Annotated in this window: 18 protein-coding genes and 1 tRNA gene; 14 read left to right on the top strand and 5 right to left on the bottom strand. The window is 38.1% G+C overall.

The window, feature by feature from the left end; translation table 11 throughout:
- Positions 1 to 175: 175 nt before the first annotated feature.
- Positions 176 to 409 (bottom strand): hypothetical protein, encoded by a 234-nt coding sequence (locus DHU68_RS02900; RefSeq protein WP_255412424.1) that lies wholly within the window; start codon positions 407 to 409, stop codon positions 176 to 178.
- Positions 410 to 525: 116 nt separating this feature from the next.
- On the bottom strand, positions 526 to 777 hold the full coding sequence (locus tag DHU68_RS02895; protein WP_108821443.1) for a helix-turn-helix domain-containing protein: 252 nt from the start codon (positions 775 to 777) through the stop codon (positions 526 to 528).
- Between the two features lie 172 nt (positions 778 to 949).
- On the opposite strand from DHU68_RS02895, the gene DHU68_RS14130 reads away from it, so the two are divergent.
- The 3 genes from DHU68_RS14130 to DHU68_RS02885 are packed head-to-tail and all read left to right on the top strand — an operon-like array spanning position 950 to position 1,558.
- Positions 950 to 1,111 (top strand): hypothetical protein, encoded by a 162-nt coding sequence (locus tag DHU68_RS14130; RefSeq protein ID WP_160111059.1) that lies wholly within the window; start codon positions 950 to 952, stop codon positions 1,109 to 1,111.
- A gap of 2 nt (positions 1,112 to 1,113) precedes the next feature.
- The gene (locus DHU68_RS02890; protein WP_108821442.1) at positions 1,114 to 1,293 is read left to right on the top strand and encodes a hypothetical protein; all 180 of its coding nucleotides are present in this window, start codon (positions 1,114 to 1,116) and stop codon (positions 1,291 to 1,293) included.
- A 1-nt stretch (position 1,294) separates the two neighbouring features.
- Positions 1,295 to 1,558, top strand: coding sequence for a hypothetical protein (locus DHU68_RS02885; protein WP_108821441.1), 264 nt, complete (start codon positions 1,295 to 1,297; stop codon positions 1,556 to 1,558).
- 411 nt (positions 1,559 to 1,969) lie between these two features.
- Here DHU68_RS02885 and DHU68_RS02880 read toward each other — a convergent pair.
- Positions 1,970 to 2,042, bottom strand: a tRNA-Lys gene (locus DHU68_RS02880).
- Between the two features lie 293 nt (positions 2,043 to 2,335).
- Between DHU68_RS02880 and DHU68_RS02875 the strand changes: the two genes are divergently transcribed.
- The 5 genes from DHU68_RS02875 (at position 2,336) to DHU68_RS02855 (ending at position 9,315) form a co-directional block, all read left to right on the top strand.
- The gene (locus DHU68_RS02875) at positions 2,336 to 3,409 is read left to right on the top strand and encodes a phosphotransferase enzyme family protein (protein ID WP_108821440.1); all 1,074 of its coding nucleotides are present in this window, start codon (positions 2,336 to 2,338) and stop codon (positions 3,407 to 3,409) included.
- 134 nt (positions 3,410 to 3,543) lie between these two features.
- The gene (locus DHU68_RS02870) at positions 3,544 to 4,398 is read left to right on the top strand and encodes a neutral zinc metallopeptidase (RefSeq protein WP_108821439.1); all 855 of its coding nucleotides are present in this window, start codon (positions 3,544 to 3,546) and stop codon (positions 4,396 to 4,398) included.
- A 152-nt stretch (positions 4,399 to 4,550) separates the two neighbouring features.
- Entirely contained in the window at positions 4,551 to 6,497 is a 1,947-nt protein-coding gene (dxs, locus tag DHU68_RS02865; protein ID WP_108821438.1) for a 1-deoxy-D-xylulose-5-phosphate synthase, read from the top strand.
- A 10-nt stretch (positions 6,498 to 6,507) separates the two neighbouring features.
- Positions 6,508 to 7,845 carry a Trk system potassium transporter TrkA gene (gene trkA / locus DHU68_RS02860; protein ID WP_108821437.1) on the top strand — a complete coding sequence of 446 codons (1,338 nt, stop codon included), beginning with the start codon at positions 6,508 to 6,510 and terminating at the stop codon, positions 7,843 to 7,845.
- 9 nt (positions 7,846 to 7,854) lie between these two features.
- Entirely contained in the window at positions 7,855 to 9,315 is a 1,461-nt protein-coding gene (locus tag DHU68_RS02855; RefSeq protein ID WP_108821436.1) for a TrkH family potassium uptake protein, read from the top strand.
- A 374-nt stretch (positions 9,316 to 9,689) separates the two neighbouring features.
- On the opposite strand, the gene pnp is transcribed toward DHU68_RS02855, so the two are convergent.
- Complete coding sequence (gene pnp / locus DHU68_RS02850; protein WP_108821435.1) at positions 9,690 to 11,849, bottom strand: polyribonucleotide nucleotidyltransferase; 2,160 nt, start codon at positions 11,847 to 11,849, stop codon at positions 9,690 to 9,692.
- A 248-nt stretch (positions 11,850 to 12,097) separates the two neighbouring features.
- Between pnp and DHU68_RS02845 the strand changes: the two genes are divergently transcribed.
- Both DHU68_RS02845 and DHU68_RS02840 read left to right on the top strand, forming a co-directional pair.
- Positions 12,098 to 13,888 carry a DUF4091 domain-containing protein gene (locus tag DHU68_RS02845; RefSeq protein WP_108821649.1) on the top strand — a complete coding sequence of 597 codons (1,791 nt, stop codon included), beginning with the start codon at positions 12,098 to 12,100 and terminating at the stop codon, positions 13,886 to 13,888.
- Positions 13,889 to 13,986: 98 nt separating this feature from the next.
- The gene (locus DHU68_RS02840) at positions 13,987 to 14,877 is read left to right on the top strand and encodes a bile acid:sodium symporter family protein (protein WP_108821434.1); all 891 of its coding nucleotides are present in this window, start codon (positions 13,987 to 13,989) and stop codon (positions 14,875 to 14,877) included.
- 13 nt (positions 14,878 to 14,890) lie between these two features.
- Here the strand turns inward: DHU68_RS02840 and DHU68_RS02835 are convergent, their stop codons facing one another.
- Positions 14,891 to 15,682: an RNA methyltransferase gene (locus tag DHU68_RS02835; RefSeq protein WP_108821433.1), complete on the bottom strand. Its 792-nt coding sequence runs from the start codon at positions 15,680 to 15,682 to the stop codon at positions 14,891 to 14,893.
- Between the two features lie 101 nt (positions 15,683 to 15,783).
- On the opposite strand from DHU68_RS02835, the gene DHU68_RS02830 reads away from it, so the two are divergent.
- From DHU68_RS02830 to DHU68_RS02815, 4 genes are read left to right on the top strand one after another with little or no spacing between them, the layout of a single operon-like run.
- The gene (locus tag DHU68_RS02830; RefSeq protein ID WP_108821432.1) at positions 15,784 to 16,443 is read left to right on the top strand and encodes a DUF5715 family protein; all 660 of its coding nucleotides are present in this window, start codon (positions 15,784 to 15,786) and stop codon (positions 16,441 to 16,443) included.
- Positions 16,444 to 16,458: 15 nt separating this feature from the next.
- Positions 16,459 to 17,220 carry a tRNA pseudouridine(38-40) synthase TruA gene (gene truA / locus DHU68_RS02825; protein WP_108821431.1) on the top strand — a complete coding sequence of 254 codons (762 nt, stop codon included), beginning with the start codon at positions 16,459 to 16,461 and terminating at the stop codon, positions 17,218 to 17,220.
- Complete coding sequence (gene nhaA / locus DHU68_RS02820; protein WP_108821430.1) at positions 17,207 to 18,391, top strand: Na+/H+ antiporter NhaA; 1,185 nt, start codon at positions 17,207 to 17,209, stop codon at positions 18,389 to 18,391. Before truA ends, nhaA begins: the two co-directional genes overlap by 14 nt.
- Positions 18,392 to 18,442: 51 nt before the next feature.
- Complete coding sequence (locus DHU68_RS02815) at positions 18,443 to 19,342, top strand: DMT family transporter (protein WP_108821429.1); 900 nt, start codon at positions 18,443 to 18,445, stop codon at positions 19,340 to 19,342.
- Positions 19,343 to 19,344 lie beyond the last annotated feature (2 nt).

Raw genomic sequence — 19,344 nt, 5'->3', positions numbered from 1 at the left:
TAAAACATTAGCTAAGAAGCTTTGCCGTTCGTGAGAATAGCAAAGCTTCGACTTTATAGATTGAAATTCAACTCATTTGAGGTGAGATTTGCTGTCCTATACCTTGCAATGATATAAGCAGACTAATCCCATTCTCTTCCCGCTGGCATAAACTTTTCACCACCTTTTGCCTTATCTAGCTTGCCTCGTATGTGTTCAACCTAAACGCAAGGGCAATAATCATCTCAAGATTATAGAATGTAGCCCAACTCTTAGGAGTGGCTAAATCACATCGTTGGGTTGTAGTAGCAGATAGTGTTCCACTCTTGTATATTGCTTTGATAACGGCTCGGAGTGTCGGGGCTATCACCCCGAACAACTCCACCAACTCCATTTCGAACATCCACACATTACCGCTTGGGATATTCACTTTGCCGCTTTCGCTGATTGTTATGATTCCCTGTTTTTAGAAACAACAAAATGAAATTTTTCTAAACACTTTTTTCCATACCATAATCCAATACAAAATATCAGTATTGGATTTTTTTATTCTTTTTTCTTAACCTCCAACTCAGTACCACAATTAGGACATTTAATTATGTTACTGGGGTGTGCTTCATCGAATAGAGCCGATATGGGTACATTTAAGGCGGTTGCTATCTTTTGGAGGGTATCAGTTGAGGTATTGTTACCTCCGATAATACGGCTTATACTTTCCCGTGCAATTCCTACCTTATCCGATAATTCCCCGATTGTTATTCCTTTTTCCTTACATAAGTCTTTAATTCTATAATTCATATTTGTGATCTATAATGTTACAATGCAAAGATATAATAATTAACTCGAAGGATCACAATTTGAGATTAAAATAACATGATAAGTCAAAATAAGTACTGAAAAATTCGTTAGACGTGACTCCTAGTGTTATATTTGCGGCATTATTTAACATCACGGATCAAATAACAATCACATGAAACCACTATCAGCAATCTATTTTATGCTGTGCTTACTGTTAATGACAGCAGAGTACACAGGCGAATTGGTCAGCACTATGCTGCTATATTACGGCTTTATCGGAGCTAACCTATACAATGCGAGTAGATTAATCAATAAACACTTTAAAATTAAATAATTATGGAACAGAAATTTACAGCAAAAAATAAGAATCTAACACGTTCGCAAATAGCAAAAATATTAGGTATCGAATTGAGTGATATTAAAGAGGCAACTGTAGCACATACGTACGATGTATCGAATATACTAGAGATCGGTAGCGTGTACGAGTATTCAACTTATGAAATAACAACTAAATAACATGGCAGATTTAACAAAAAACTCAGAGGACTGGATAAACGAGTATTACACCTCACATTTCGAAGGGCATCCAGTAACGTTCATAAAAAACAAACTTACCGGCGAAATTCGCATCAATGCAGATGATATGGTGCGAGCCTTAGGCATTGCAGGCTCTTTTGAAGAGTTCTTAGGCACTGACGAAGGGTTAGACCTTATCAACGAATGGAAGCAGAAACACCCAGATATGCCGTTCTTTGGCGGTGCAGTAATAACAAATAAATAATCTAAATAATAATAACTGAATAATTATAGCCGTCTAATTAAGTTTAGGCGGTTTTTTTGATATGAGGCATTTTAAAGCGATTTAAGACGCTTTCTTTGTTTTTTTGATATAAGGGTATAGGAAAATAGAGATATAAGCCTAGAGAGGATGTATTCGTCTCAAAATCTGCAAAAACGCTCATTTAATCATTTTTGGCATCAGAGTTAGCACGAAAAACTATATAGTTGTGATTGAAACTACTTTAGAGATAGTAAGTGTACTTATTATATTCTCTACTCATAGTGCGTTTGTGCTTACTTTTGACTTAACAAAAATCCATTTAAAGCCATAACAGCCACAAATACAGCCACAAATCATTAAAAACAAAAAAGCTAAATAACTGTTATCTAGTTACTTAGCTAATTTGCTTCGTGATCCCGCTGGGGCTCGAACCCAGGACCCCATCATTAAAAGTGATGTGCTCTACCTGCTGAGCTACGGAATCTCCTTGTTGCTTTATCAAAGCGAGTGCAAAGGTAATTGAAAAATTTTAGTTTCCAAATTTAGGAGCAAAAAAAATGACAAAAATTTAATTTTTTCTAAAAAAACAATCTCACAAGCATTCTGTGCAATGTGTTTTTTTAGAAAAAATTAGAAATTGAAACAAAACTCAGCAATTATAAAAACAAACAAGTGTGTAAAAAAACGCAAAAAAATTATTTATTCGGAAAAGCTAGACTCTTTAAAATGATTTATCTACTTTTGATCTATTAGTATAATCTTTAAAAATTTCTATCGATGAATATTGGAAAACACTTTTCTTTCGAAGGTACTGTGAAAGAAATTAGACCTTTTGGTGATGGGTTAATTAATGACACTTTCTTTGTAGAGACTGAAGGCAACAGTCCGAACTATATTTTGCAAAGAAAAAACAAGAATATATTTACAGATATTCCTGCCATGATGGACAACATCCAAAAAGTGACAACCCACCTTAAAAACAAAATTATAGCTCAAGGGGAAGACCCTCTAAGAAGAGCGCTTACTGTAACTCCTACTACTGACAATAAGCTATGCTATCAGGACGAGAATGGTGATTATTGGGCTGCATGTCTATTCATCGAAGACACAATCGCTTACCAAGCTGCCGATTCTCCAGAATTGGCTTTCCAAGGAGGAAAAGGCATTGGTCAATTTCAAGCCATGTTGGCTGATATGAAAGACCCTTTAGCCAATATCCTTCCTGGATTTCACGATATGAGATTCCGTTTTCAACAATGGGACGAGATATTAGGAAAAGACCCTGTGGGCAGAAAAGCTGCTGTTGCCGAAGAAATTAAATGGGTAGAAGACAGGCGGAATAAGATAATGGAAGTGTGGGAAAAAGTAGAATCAGGCGAAATCCCAACACGAGTAACACATAATGACACGAAAATCAACAACATTTTATTCTCCAAAGAAGGAGAAGTTCTTTGTGTCATCGACTTAGACACGGTATTAAGCAGCACCATACTAAACGACTTTGGTGATGCCATCCGCTATTATACAAATGCAGGAAAAGAAGACGAAAAAGATTTGGACAAGGTTTATGTCAGAATGAATATTTTCGAAGGCTTTACCAAAGGCTATCTATCCGAAGCAAAAGCATTTTTAAGTCCATCCGAAATCGAATACCTGGCTTTTTCGGCTATATATATTACCGTAGAACAAGTTTTACGTTTCCTTATGGATTACATAGATGGAGACAACTATTATAAAACTCAATATGAGGATCATAATCTTGTTCGCACTCGGGCTCAAATAAAACTTTGCGACTCGATGGAAGAAAATTATGAAACAATGAAAGCCTTGGTAGAAAAATTAGCCAAGTAAGGTAGGACTACAACATTAATACAAAGCGAAATAATCCTCTAAGTAGAATTATTTCGCTTCTTTTATTCTCCATATTCGATTTCTTTGTACGTTTGCAAAAACTTATATTTATTCATTCTTAATTAATACAAACTATGAGACTTGGAGGCAGAAAAATGAGTGATAATGTTGAAGATCGTCGAGGTAAAAGATCTTCCGGGAAAATGTCTTTAGGAATTGGAGGAACAATCATATTAGGTATAATCATTTGGGTATTGGGAGGAGACCCTGCTAGTTTCCTTTCTCAACAGATAGCAAATGGAGTAACTTCAGAACAGACTTATACTCCAACGGACGAAGAAGAAGCTATGACCGTATTTGCCAAACAAGTCTTAAAAGGAACTGAAGAAACATGGACTAAAATATTTGAGCAAAAAGGATTAAAATACATTCCTCCTAAAATGGTACTTTTTAGCGGAGCCACTTATTCAGGATGCGGAAATGCATCTTCAGCTACAGGTCCCTTCTATTGTCCTGCCGACCAAACAGTCTATATCGACCTCTCTTTTTTCAAAGAAATGGAAACTCAACTAGATGCAGGAGGAGACTTTGCTTATGCCTACGTTATTGCTCACGAGGTTGGGCATCATGTACAATATCTACTAGGCACATTAAGCAAGGTTCAGCAGGCACAGCAAAAGATGAGTCAAAAAGAGAGCAATCAACTCAATATCCGCCTAGAACTACAGGCCGATTTCTATGCCGGCATATGGGCATATCATGACAACAAAGACTATGCTTCACTAGAAGAGGGAGACATCGAAGAGGGACTAAATGCAGCTTCTCAGATTGGAGATGACAGACTGCAAATGAAATCTCAGGGATACACCGTTCCCGACTCTTTCAACCACGGTACTTCCGCACAAAGATCTCGCTGGCTAAAGAAAGGATTAGAGACAGGTGATGTTAGCCATGGAGACACTTTTGCTATCCCATATTCGCAACTGTAAGAGCAACATAATAGACAAAATGACACTGTTCTAAAAGCTGGCTTTATGTTAAAGCTCTTTTTTTAGCAAAATATCGTTCTCAAAACAGCTTTTGTTTTATATATTTGTTTGTTTATTACTCACGTAATAGACTTTTCCTATACAATAAAGTTATGAGCGAACAACAAAATAATATATCCATACTCGATAAAGTAAATTATCCCTCAGACCTCAAAAACTTATCTATAGAGGAATTAGAGATTCTTTGTGCTGATTTACGCAACTTCATTATAGACCAGCTTAGTTGCAATCCGGGACACTTCGGATCCAGCTTAGGTACAGTAGAACTTACCGTCGCTCTACACTATGTATACGATACTCCTTACGACCGCATCGTATGGGACGTAGGACATCAGGCATACAGCCACAAAATACTAACGGGCAGAAAAGAGAAGTTTCATACCAACAGACAATTCGGAGGTCTCACAGGATTTCCCAATCCAGAGGAAAGTGAATATGACGCTTTTATCGCAGGACACGCCTCAAACTCCATTTCTGCAGCTCTGGGTATGGCTGTAGCTTCTTCTCTTAAGAAAGAGAACCGCCGTGTTGTTGCCGTTATCGGGGACGGGTCTATGACCGGAGGACTAGCGTATGAAGCTTTAAACAATGCCAATTCTCAGCCAAATGACATGCTCATCATTCTGAATGATAACGATATGGCTATCGATGACAATGTTGGTGGTATAAGAGACTATTTGGTGAAAATGACCACATCCCCTACCTACAATAGAGTAAGGAATGATGTATATCAGAAGTTTAAGAAAGGCAATTTAATATCGGACAAAGGGAAGAATTTCATCCTTAGATTCAACAATAGCTTAAAGTCGTTATTAACAAAGCAACAGAATCTGTTCGAAGGTTTTAATATCAGATATTTCGGCCCGGTAGATGGACATGATCTAAAAGGTCTTATTCGTATTCTTCAAAACATAAAGGATATGAAAGGTCCTAAGATGCTCCACATCCACACAATCAAAGGGAAAGGCTTCAAGCCGGCAGAGGTTTCTGCTACAGTATGGCATGCTCCCGGAAAATTTGACAAAGAAACGGGCGAACGCATTGTCACAAAATCGAAAGATCAACCACAACTGTTCCAAGATGTATTTGGACATACACTAGTAGAGCTTGCAGGAAAAGATCAGCGAATAGTGGGTATAACACCAGCTATGCCTACCGGATCTTCGATGTCTTTTATGATGAAAGAATTCCCGGGAAGAGCATTTGACGTAGGCATTGCTGAAGCACATGCTGTAACATATTCTGCGGGGTTGGCAAAAGAAGGACTTCTTCCTTTCTGCAATATATATTCATCTTTTATGCAACGCGCTTACGATCAGGTTATACACGATGTAGCTTTGCAAAAGCTTCATGTTATAATATGTCTTGATCGTGCAGGGCTAGTAGGCGAAGATGGTCCTACACACCATGGAGCCTTCGACCTAGCATACATGCGTTGTGTGCCTAATCTAACAATAGCTTCTCCTTTTGATGAGCATTACTTACGTCATTTGATGTACACAGCCACCTATGGCAACGAAGGGCCTTTCGTTATTCGTTATCCTCGAGGACAAGGAGTTTTAGTAAATTGGGAATGCGAGATGCAAACCTTAGAAATAGGAAAAGGGCGTAAGCTTAAAGAAGGGAAAGATCTGGCAGTTTTGTCTATAGGCCCTATAGGCAATGCGGTTCGCGATGCAATCAGTATAGTCGAAGAGCAGGGATTCTCCATTGCACACTATGACATGATATTCCTAAAACCTATTGATACAGAATTATTGGATGAAGTAGCTAAAAACTACAAACATGTTATCACTGTTGAAAATGGGGTAATTACCGGAGGATTGGGAAGTGCTGTTTTAGAATATTTCTCAGAGAAAGACTATAACGACATCGACGTTACCAGAGTCGGACTTCCTGACGAATTTATCACTCATGGTTCTATCAAAGACCTAAACAGGCTTTGTGAAATAGACATACAAGGTTTAACCAAAAGAATACAAGCTGTTTTAAACAATGCAAATATAAAGCAGCCAGAACAAACTAAAATAATAAATTAACAGACCAAGAATGAAGGTAGTTATCGCAGGAGCTGGAGCTGTTGGAACTCACCTGGCAAAACTATTATCTGCCGAGAATCAGGATATCATCTTAATGGATCCTGATAAAGAAAAGTTAAATTTTTCGAGAAGCAACTTGGAGATGATAACAATGGTGGGCTCATGTACATCTTTAAGAGACCTTACCGAAATCGGAACTAAAGAAGCTGACCTGTTCATAGCCGTTACACCCGAAGAGTCTATTAATATAACCGCATGCATGCTTGCCTCTAAAATGGGGGCAAAAAGGACATTTGCTCGTATCGACAATTACGAATACCTACTACCTAAGAATAAAGAGTTTTTCGATAAACTCGGAATCGGCTCAATGGTTTATCCTGAAATGCTAGCAGCAAAAGAAATCGTATCTGCCCTTAAACGTCCCTGGGCACGACAATGGATTGAACTATGCGGAGGCTCTATTATTTTGGTCGGAATCAAGATCAGAGACAATGCTGAGCTAGTAAATAAGTATTTGTATGACTTAGGTTCTACGAATAAGAAATTTCACATTGTAGCAATCAAAAGACGCAGCATAACAATCATACCTACAGGGAAAGATCAAATATTAGCAGATGATATCGTGTTCTTCACGACCACAAAAGAATATGTAGAAGAACTTCCTAAATTAGCAGGGAAACTTATTTTTGATGTAAAAAACGTCATGATAATGGGAGGAAGCCGTATCGCTATACGAACATCCCAATACCTGCCTGATAATACCAAGATAAAACTTCTGGAAGCTGACAAAGAAAAATCATACAAGCTATTGGAGAATCTTCCGAAAAACGCCACTGTTTTTCATAATGATGGAAGAAATGCAGACTTCCTTTTGGAAGAGGGCATCAAGGATATGGATGCTTTCATTGCTGTGACGGGAAACTCTGAAGCTAACATTTTAGCTTGCTTGGCAGCTAAACGATTTGGTGTCAAAAAGACTGTTGCCGAAGTAGAAAATATGGACTACATCTCTATGGCCGAAAGCATGGACATAGGGACCATCATAAACAAAAAGCTAATTACCGTAAACAACATCTATCGTTATCTTCTAAATGCCGATGTATCCAATGTTAAGTCGCTAACAATTGCGAACGCAGATGTTGCAGAAATTATAGCTAGACCAAATTCTATAATAACAAAGAAAGAAGTAAAAAAGATAACATTCCCTAAAAATGTTACCTTAGGGGGATTGATACGTAACGGAGAGCCCATCCTGATAGAGGGAGACACCCTGATAGAGCCATACGACCACGTAGTAGTATTCTGTCTGGACGATGCCCTTAGAGATGCAGAAAAGCTTTTCAATTAAGACCTGATCATGAGTAATTTTAACTATCGTTTTCTCTTCAAAACAATCGGCTTTATGCTCATCATCGAATCTTTATTCATGATGCTGGCAACGGTTGTTTCGTTCTACTTCAGAGAAGCCGCCGGAGATGCGATGTTAATCAGCTCAACTATAACTTTTCTTTCAGGTGTTTTGATCAGACTCATAGGAACAGACGATTACGAAAAACCAATAGGTAAGAGAGAAAGTTTCTTAGCTGTCTCTCTCATCTGGGTTATTCTTTCCGCCTTCGGAATGCTTCCATTTTATCTTAGTGGAGCCATCCCTGATATAAGCAATGCATACTTTGAGACAATGTCCGGATTTACCACTACCGGAGCTACTATTTTGACAGATGTAGACTCTATGTCTAAAGGCTTGCTCTTCTGGAGAAGTATTACTCAGTGGATAGGCGGTATCGGTATTATTGTGTTTGCTCTAGCTGTTTTACCTATGCTGGGAGGTAATGCGTCGGTTCTCTACGATGCGGAAGCAACAGGTATTACACACGAACGTTTCAGACCAAGAATAACCCAAGTAGCTAAACGTTTGTGGATAATGTATATCGTCGTCACAGCTATACTATTCATCCTCTTATGCTTAGGACCAATGAATACCTTCGACTCGGCCTGCCATGCACTTACAACGATGTCAACAGGGGGATATTCGACAAAACAGGCAAGTATAGCATACTGGAATTCGCCTTATTTAGAATACGTTCTCACCCTCTTTATGTTTATAGGTGGAGTTAACTTCTCTCTTATATTCTTTCTTCTAAAAGGCGTTCCAAGTAGACTTATTAAAGATGAAGAATTCAGATGGTATGCCATTATATGTATACTTTTTGCGACAGTAATAGCCACTTCTTTACTTATTTCTGGAGAATTCAGCAATATTGAATCATCCTTTAGAACATCTTTCTTCCATGTGGTTTCTGTTATAACAACAACGGGATTTACCTCTGTAAATTTTCTGGAGTGGGGGGCTTTTTACATTTTCATGCTATCTGTATTAATGTTGTTTTGCGCTTGTGCCGGATCCACATCAGGAGGGATGAAAATAGTTCGGATTATTGTCTTATTCAAAAATACCATCAACGAGTTTAAACGCCAAGTACATCCCAACGCAATACTTCCTGTTCGTCTGAATGGACAAGTTGTATCGATTGAGGTTGTTACAAAAGTTTTGGCCTTTATGTTCCTTTACTTAGGAATCCTTGTAATAAGCTTTCTTCTCCTCTCATTAATTGGTCTTGAATTTGAGGAATCTATTGGTGCAGCAATTTCCTGCATGGGTAATATCGGGGGGGGACTAGGAGATATTGGATATAACGGTCACTTCAATGAGGTTCCTGTAGCAGCTAAATGGTATTTATGTTTTCTTATGTTAACAGGACGCCTTGAACTATTCACAGTTCTGTCTCTATTTATGCCTGCTTTCTGGAAGCGCTGACATGCTTTTAAATCTTCAATAACAATAAAATAAAACAGGAGAAGTAACCATTACCTCTCCTGTTTTTGTATTTCTTTTTACGGATATTCTTCTTAGATGAAATTAACAGATAAATTTTTACGTCTGTCTTTCTTTTTCTTTTGTACATACGCATATACTGTAACACTTGCTATAGCGGCCACTAAGGTTACGGCTAAAACTCTATTTGTCATATCATTATATTTTTTCATTGTATTTATATAGAAGTAAAGGTAATAACAAAATTGCAATAATAGACGCTCTAAAAATAATTATTAACAAAATACCAAGGTCTCCTTAAAACAAAAATAAAACCCGATTCTTTAGAATCGGGTTTTATAGAAATTATATTAAGATTAAGCATCTTTCTTATCTTCTTTATTTGGTCTTTCCGGTCTAGGAGGACGAGGAAGTAGAACCTTTCTTGACAGTTTTAGTTTACCTGTTTTAGGATCAATGTCAATTAATTTAACTTCTATCTCATCACCTTCTTTTACGCCAGCCTTTTCCATATCCTCTATTCTTTCCCAAGATATTTCGGAAATGTGTAGTAAACCATCTTTACCCGGAAGAATTTCACAAAATGCACCATAAGGCATTACTGAACGAACTTTTGCCATATAAACTTCACCAACTTCAGGAACTGTTACAATTCCCTTAATCTTGGCAAGAGCAGCATCTATAGACTGTTTATTTGTAGCAGAAATTTCAACCCTTCCGTGACCATCAATTTCCTCAATAGTAACAGTTGCTCCTGTTTCTTCTTGAATTCCTTGGATAATCTTACCTCCAGGTCCGATTACTGCACCAATAAAGTCTTTAGCGATATTCAATACTTCAATTCGAGGAGCATTGTCTTTCAAATCTTGACGTGGCTCTGCTAATGTCTCAAGGATTTTACCCATGATATGCAAACGCCCTTCACGAGCTTGATTCAATGCTTTTTCAAGAATTTCGTAAGATAGTCCGTCTACTTTTATATCCATCTGAGTAGCAGTGATACCATCTTTAGTACCACATACTTTAAAGTCCATATCTCCTAAGTGATCTTCATCTCCTAAAATATCAGAAAGAACAGCAAAATTTGTTCCTTTATTCTCAGAGATAAGCCCCATAGCAATACCAGTAACCGGTTTTTTGATTTGAACTCCGGCATCCATCAACGCCAATGTTCCTGCACAAACAGTTGCCATTGACGATGAACCATTTGATTCAAGAATATCAGAAACCACACGTATCACATAAGGATAATTAGCAGGTATCATTGGTTTTAATGCACGATGTGCTAGATTTCCATGTCCAATTTCGCGACGACCTACGCCACGTTGTGGGCGAGCATCTCCGGTTGAGAATGGAGGGAAATTATAATGAAGAAGGAATCTTTCTCTTCCATTGTTAAGAACATCATCGATGATTTTTTCATCCAGTTTAGTTCCTAAAGTAACAGTTGTTAATGATTGAGTCTCTCCACGAGTGAAGACTGCCGAACCATGAGCTCCCGGAAGATAATCCACTTCGCTCCAGATGGGACGAATCTCTGTTGTTTTACGACCATCAAGGCGTTTACCTTCATCTAAGATAGAACGACGCATAGCCTCTTTCTCTACATCGTGATAATAACGAGAAATCAAAGCCCCTTTTTCTGCAAGCTCTTCTTCTGTAAGGTTAGCCTTATATTCTTCTACGATAGCCGCAAAATTATTAACACGCTCGTGTTTATTTGTATTTCCAGATGCAGCTACTGCATAAGCTTTATCATAGCATTTAGCCCAAACATCTTTACGAAGCTCTTCGTCATTTTCTTCATGGCAGTATTCACGTTTTACCGTTGTTCCTACCATTTCCATCAATTCGATTTGAGCCTGACATTGTACTTTGATGGCTTCGTGAGCAACCTTGATAGCTTCAAGCATCTCTGCTTCCGAAACCTCTTTAAACTCACCTTCTACCATCATAATATTGTCCATAGTAGCACCTACCATGATATCCATATCTGCTTGCTCTAGCTGTTGGAATGTAGGGTTAACAACGAATTTACCATCAATGCGGGCAACTCTTACTTCCGAGATAGGACCATGGAATGGTATATCTGAAACCGCTAAAGCAGCAGAAGCAGCAAGTCCGGCTAATGCATCTGGCATATCTTCTCCGTCTGCAGAGAAAAGAATGATGTTTACAAAAACTTCAGCGTGATAATCGTCTGGGAATAGCGGACGAAGCGCACGGTCTACCAAGCGGCAGATCAATATTTCGTAGTCTGAAGCACGACCTTCTCGGCGAGTAAATCCACCGGGAAAACGGCCATATGCTGCAAATTTTTCTTTGTACTCTACCTGTAAAGGCATAAAATCAACTCCCGGATTTGCATCTTTAGCCGCACAAACTGTGGCTAACATCATAGTGTTACCCATGCGTAACATAACTGAACCATCGGCTTGTTTTGCTAATTTTCCGGTTTCAAGGGTGATAGTCCTTCCATCACCTAAATCGATACTCTTTGTAATCGGATTCATCATAAATATTTTTCTTAACTTCTTAAAATCGAACAAATGTACGCAAAGTTTTTGAAAATTAAGGGGATGAAAGAATGGAAATCCCTTATTTCATTAATTTTAAGAAGTCAATATGCGTCAGAAAAGCACAAGATGGAGCCGAAGTTGAAATCTTGAATAAAAAATACTACTACAGAAAAAAGGAATCATTACCTTTACTGCTTAATAAGCAGCTATCGAATAGAAACAATAAATTACCAAATATTCACCCTATGAAAAAGACCATTTCGAAAAATCTACTACTTACTTGTTGCATTCTTTGTGTTTCTTTTTTTATTATTCAATGTACACCAAGCAGAGCTCCAAAAACATGTGACACATTTAAAGAGCTACCTGATCCTACTAATGATACATTATCCGATTGGTCTAACGTAAAGCCAGGACTACATGTATCGTTTACCGACATTGATACCAAACACCCTAAATCTGTAGCGCCTGACATTGAAGATAAATCTACAGTTCAACTGACAGGATGGAAAGGAGAAACTGTTTCTGCCCAAGTTGTTGTATGGAGCAGTGAAGCCACAAAACAAATAGAATATGAACTCTCTGAATTCAAATCAGACAAAGGCATTCTTGATTCAAATATAGCTCAAGCCCGTTTTGTACGTTATGTTATGACAGATGCCTTTGAGGATGGCTGTGGACATCGTAAGCCTGAAGATTATCCGGCATCCCTATCTGCTGACATGCTGGACAATATAGAATGTATGAACATCGAGGCAAAGACAGTTCGTCCTATATGGGTTACTGTTAATATCCCAGCCTCTGCTATTGCCGGTGACTATAAAGGAAAACTATCCATTTTTTCAGAAGGCAAAAAAAATAGAGATCTGGAGATAGAATTAACAGTACAAGACAAAGTCCTGCCCCCTGCATCTGAATGGAATTATCACCTCGATCTTTGGCAACACCCTTCTGCTGTAGCCCGTGTACAAAATCTAGAACTATGGAGCGACGAACACTTTGAAGCAATGAAGCCTTTATACAAAAAGCTTGCAAATGCAGGACAAAAGGTGATCACAGCAAATGTGAACAAAGATCCTTGGAACAATCAATGTTTTGACAAGTATGAAGATATGATCATATGGACCAAAAACAGTGATGGTTCATGGACATATGATTATACAATCTTCGATAAATGGGTAACATTTATGATGGGTGAGATTGGTATCAAAAAGATGATAAACTGCTATTCTATTGTTCCATGGAATAATGAACTTTGCTACAGAGATGGCGCAACCGGAGAAATTGTTACAGTAAAAGCAGATCCCGGAACAAAAGTATTTGACGAGATGTGGACTCCGTTTCTTTCAGACTTTGTAAAACATCTAAAAGAAAAAGGATGGCTAGAAATTACAAACATTGCTATGGACGAACGTAATCCTAAAGACATGGACATAGCCATAGCGATGATACAAAAAGCCGGAAAGGGACTAGGCATCTCTATGGCAGATAACCATCAAAGTTACCAGAAGTATCCTTTTATCAAAGATATAAGTGTAGGTGCAAGACATTCTAAAGCTTCTTTAGAAGAAATAGAAATGCGTAGAGAAAAGGGATTAAATACGACATACTATGTATGTTGCTCTAGTAAGTTCCCCAATGTATTCACTTTTTCGGCTCCGGCAGAAGCTACATATAGCGGATGGTATGCTGCTGCTGTTGGCTATGATGGCAGTTTACGTTGGGCATATAATTCATGGGTAGAAAATCCTTTGACTGATTCCAGATTCAGAACTTGGCCTGCTGGTGACACCTATTTAGTCTATCCGGAAGCTCGTAGCTCTATTCGATTCGAACGTTTACTAGAAGGAATTCAAGATGTTGAGAAAATCCGTATTTTGTGTGAAGAGTTCGCTAAAGACGGAAGCGCAGAAGCATTGAGAAAGTTGAAAACATTAAACAATGAAGTAGCGAAGTTTGGCACAACGGATCCTTCCGAGCCTGCTCATAAAATGCTCAATCAAGCAAAGCAACTTTTGAAAGAATTATCTGAATAAAAGAGAGGCCGCAACAGCGGCCTTTTTCTTTAAACTTCTTCTCATAACACCACACGAGCAGTTCAATATTTACTACATTTGTAAGATAAAATAAAGCTATGCTGAATAAGGTAAAATCTTACATGATGCCTATCGCTATGATTATAGGCGGATGTTTTCATCAATATGTTAGCCCTCTAAACATATTTACACCTTACCTTATTGCAACGATGCTTCTTATTACCTATTGCAACATTTCATTGAAAGATATCCGCTTTAGCCGATTGCACCTTTGGCTCATACTGATCCAGGTTATTGGCAGCATTGGTATTTATCTGGCGCTATCTCCATTCAATGTTACTGTCGCCCAAGCGGCTATGATCTGCGTTTTTGCCCCTACTGCAACTTCCGCACCGGTTATCACAGGTATGTTGGGCGGCAATGTAGAAAGTCTTACAGCGTATAGTCTTTTGAGCAATATGATGGTCATTATTGCAGCTCCTATCCTATTCTCCTTTACGGGAGAGATTGACGCTGATTCTTTTACTGATTCTCTTTGGATTGTATTCCAAAAGGTTTCTGTTCTACTTTTCTTACCATTCTTCGGAGCACTACTTTTACAAAAGTTTCTGCCTAGAGTTCATTTTGAAATTAAGAAGAATAAAGGTCTGTCATTCTATCTGTGGTCTATTGCTTTGATCATTATAACAGGAAAAACTGTCCAGTTTATTATAGATCAAGAAAACCCTAATTACATAATAGAATTATCCATTGCCTTGATAGCCCTTATTGTGTGTGTATCTCAATTCCTGATCGGGAGAAAGTTGGGAAAGCTTTGCAACAATACTATCGCAGGGGGACAAGGGTTAGGACAGAAAAACACAATCCTCGCTATATGGATGGCTCAAACATACTTAAATCCTATATCATCACTTGGACCAGGAGCTTATGTATTGTGGCAAAACTTGGTGAATTCGTATCAGGTATGGAGAAATCGGAAAAACCTATAGGTATTTCGATTTACTAAAACCCTCTTTGTCTCATTGCCTCAAATGTAAGTACGGCTGTAGAAACAGATACATTTAAAGAATCAATTTTTCCTCTCATCGGAATTTTAATACGAGCATCCGCGTTGTTGAGCCAGAAGTCTGTCAATCCATCAGCTTCTGTTCCCATAACTATTGCAGAAGCTTCGGTAAAATCTGTTTCTTGGTACCACTGAGAGGCTTGCAATTCCGCTGCAAACGATTTTATTTGCTTTTGATGAAGAAATTCTAAAGCTTCCTGAGATGAACAAACTGCCGTTTTCACCGTAAAAATACAACCTACACTTGATCTGATTGCATTTGGATTATATAAGTCTGTAGAAGGATCACAAATAATAACTGCATCTACTTGAGCTGCATCTGCGGTGCGAAGAATAGCACCTAAATTACCGGGCTTTTCCACAGCTTCGAGAATAATGACAAAAGGATTATCTGAAAGGTCAAGATTTTCCAGTGTATGATTCTTGGGTATCGACAAGGTCAACAAACCATCAGAACCCTCCCTATAGGCCATTTTTTCAAAAACGACTTCTGACACTTCATAGATTTTATCAGGAGAAATATTGTCTAAAACAGTAGGATAATCAGTTTTGGCAAACAATTCAGGACAGACAAAAACAGAGTCTATTTCATAATTTGCTGATAAGGCAAGGCTCAGTTCCCGAGCTCCCTCTATAATAAATAGATTCTGAGACTTACGCTCCTTACTCTTTGATAATTTAACAATGTTTTTTATCCTCGAATTTTGCAAACTTACTATTTTCTCCATAATACAGCTATATAAATCAAAATGCAAAAATAAGGATTAATCATAGATAAAAGCTTCTTATTTTGTACCTTTGTCGCTAAAAATTTAAATATAGTAGGTATATGAAATATATTTGGATGCTTTCTATAAGTGTTCTTTCTTTATTGGGGTGTGTATCGAGTAGTGCAGAAGATATTGAGACAAAACCTGTCGAAGCAAAAAAGTATACCCGATTCAACGGAAGATATGCAACTACATTTAATGATCTTCCCGACTTGCATAACATAGGCGCAACCAATTATGGTGTAGGTCCCCTTACATCAAGAGCCGACACTGCCTTATATGAAGATAAAATTGTGCGCATTCCTCAAGAATTAGAGATTTACAGAGTAGATAAGCTTACACATTCTATCCCTTTTCTCGTACCAGAGGCTGCTAACTTACTATCAGATATTTGTCTAAATTTCAGAGATTCTCTTATCAGTAAAAATATGCCATTATACAGACCAATAGTGACAAGTATAATGCGTACCGACGAAGATGTAAAAAGTCTATCGAGAAGAAATAGAAATGCAAGTGAAAACTCTGTTCATTGTTATGGAACAACATTCGATATAGCTTGGACTCGCTTCGACAAGATGAATCCTGCTGACGAAAGGACTCTGGATGACGGGAGACTAAAAGCTGTATTAGGACAGGTTTTACATGATTTACGTCAGCGTAACAGATGTTACGTTAAACATGAACGGAAGCAATCTTGTTTTCATATAACAGTACAATAACCTAAAAATCAAGAGGTGCGGTATTTTATTTATTTGGCATATAACGGAAAAGACTATTGTGGTTGGCAAATACAACCAAATGGAGCTTCTGTGCAGGAAACTATAGAGAAAGCTTTGCATACTCTACTCCGTACTCCTACACCCATTGTTGGAGCGGGACGAACAGATGCAGGAGTGCATGCACGAATGATGACTGCCCATTTCGATTGTGATACAGAAAGTCTGGATACAACAGCTCTGACAAACAGACTAAATAGTATCCTTCCAAAAGATATTGTTATATATCAAATAAAACGAGTAAAAGACGATGCTCACGCTCGTTTCGATGCTACTACAAGATTGTATAAATACTATATTACAACCCAAAAAGATCCTTTTTTACATTTACTCAAATATAAAGTTTTCGGTACGCTGGACATAGACAATATGAATGCTTGTGCAAAAGTACTGTTCGAGTACGAAGACTTTACCAGCTTCAGCAAATTGCACACCGACGTAAAAACCAATAATTGCACGATAATGCAGGCGTATTGGGAAAAACAAGAAGAGGACTACATATTTACAATACAAGCTAACCGCTTTCTTCGTAATATGGTTCGCTCCATCGTCGGCACATTGCTAGAGGCTGGCAGAGGTAAAATAGATGTGAACGGGATGCGTAAAATCATAGAGGCGAAAGACAGAGGAAAGGCGGGCACATCAGTCCCGGCTCAAGCTCTTTTCCTTGAAGATGTTGAATACAACGAAAATATTTTTATAGAAAATGAAGATAAGTAATATCCTTAGCGGAAGAACTCTGAGAGGATTCATGGAGAGTGAAAAGTCGGGAGGGCTAACGCTTATTGTTTGTACATTAATATCAATACTACTGGCAAATTCAGCTTTTATAGGCAATGAATACAGAACTTTCTGGGAGACAGACCTAGACAGTCATTCCATCGCCGACTGGATTAACGATGGGCTTATGGCCATCTTCTTCCTTTTGGTCGGGCTAGAATTGATACAAGAGATTTATGAAGGAGAGCTATCGAATGTAAAACGTGCAATGCTACCTATATCTGCAGCTTTAGGAGGAATGTTAATCCCTGCTGCGATATACATGTCACTCAACTTTGGTACCGACACACATGCCGGTTTTGGTATCCCTATGGCTACCGATATAGCCTTTGCACTAGGAGTATTGTCCCTGTTAGGCAATCGTGTACCAATATCTTTAAAAGTATTCCTTACAGCACTTGCAGTCATTGACGACCTCGGAGCTATCATTGTTATAGCTATATTCTATACATCAAATCTAGCTTGGGTATATCTACTTATCGCTTTAAGTATTTTTGCTATACTTCTTCTGTTAAATAAGAAATTTAAGATTCACAATCTAGCGATCTATATTGTCGGAGGGATTGTAATGTGGTACTGCATGCTACACTCTGGTGTACACGCTACAATAGCCGGTGTTTTATTGGCTATAACAATTCCTTTTAAGAAGAAAGACCCAAATTGTTTATCTAACAAAATGCAATCAGCCCTACACTACCCTGTAGCATTTGCTATTCTACCAATATTTGCACTGGCAAATACGGCTATGCTAATAGAAGGGAATTGGGATCAGTCGATAGGAGAACCTTTTGCTCTGGGTATCATTTTAGGTTTAATTGTAGGCAAACCTATAGGCATCACCCTTTTTAGCTTTTTATCAGTGAAGTCTGGCTTATGTGCATTGCCTAGAGGCGTAAACTGGAAAGCTCTGCTTGGTGCCGGCATGCTCGGAGGGATTGGTTTTACAATGTCTATTTTTATCACCCTGCTAGCCTTCAAAGGGAATATGCATTATATAAATGAATCGAAACTAATGATACTTCTAGCGTCATTAGCCTCTGGAATCATAGGCTACACCTGGTTGAATTACATACTAAGAAAGAGCAAGAGTAACGAATTAACAGAAAAATAAAAATTTAAAATGAAGGCTGCTATCTTAAAGTAGCCTTTTATCTTTTACAATATGTGGTTAATATTCGCTTTTGTCTCGGCATTCTTTCTAGGGTGCTATGATATTTGCAAGAAGAAATCGGTAAATAAAAATGCTGTTATACCCGTACTCTTCTTAAATACGTTGTTTTGTTCTTTATTATTATTACCATTGGTTCTTATATCCCGCTTTTCTCCCGATACTTTATACGGAACAGTAGGCTATGTACCTTCGGTATCGATAGAAACGCACGGATATATCTTTATAAAGTCAGTAATTGTACTTACTTCGTGGATTTTTGGCTATTTTGCCATAAAGCACCTGCCCCTCACCATAACCGGACCAATAAATGCAACTCGTCCTGTGATGACACTTTTAGGGGCTCTGTTTATTTTTGGTGAGCGACTTAATCTCTATCAATGGATAGGTGTTATCATTACAATTATTTCATTCTTTCTCCTCTCACTTTCAGGCAAAAAAGAAGGTATCAGTTTTCACAAAAACAAGTGGATCCTATTTATGATCTTCGCCTCTATCGCCGGGGCTGCCAGTGGTCTGTATGATAAATTTCTGATGCAGCAATTTAGCTCGACAGCAGTACAGTTTTGGTTCAACAGTTACCAGTGTTTATTGATGCTGATCATCCTCCTCGTATTATGGTATCCAAAACGGAAAAACACATCTCCTTTCGAATGGAGGTGGAGTATTATACTTGTTTCTGTCTTTCTTACTATTGCAGACTTTGTCTATTTCTATGCCCTTACCGATCCTGATGCCATGATTTCTATCGTTTCGATGGTAAGACGTAGCAGCGTTTTGGTTTCGTTTGCCGGAGGCGTGTTGTTATTCCATGAAAAAAACTTAAAAGGGAAGGCTATAGATCTTGCTTTAATAATTATAGCAATGTTTTTCCTATATTTGGGAACAAAATAAAA

Source organism: Dysgonomonas sp. Marseille-P4361, from assembly GCF_900343125.1.
GTDB lineage: Bacteria > Bacteroidota > Bacteroidia > Bacteroidales > Dysgonomonadaceae > Dysgonomonas.
This window is presented reverse-complemented; position numbering and strand designations above follow the sequence as displayed.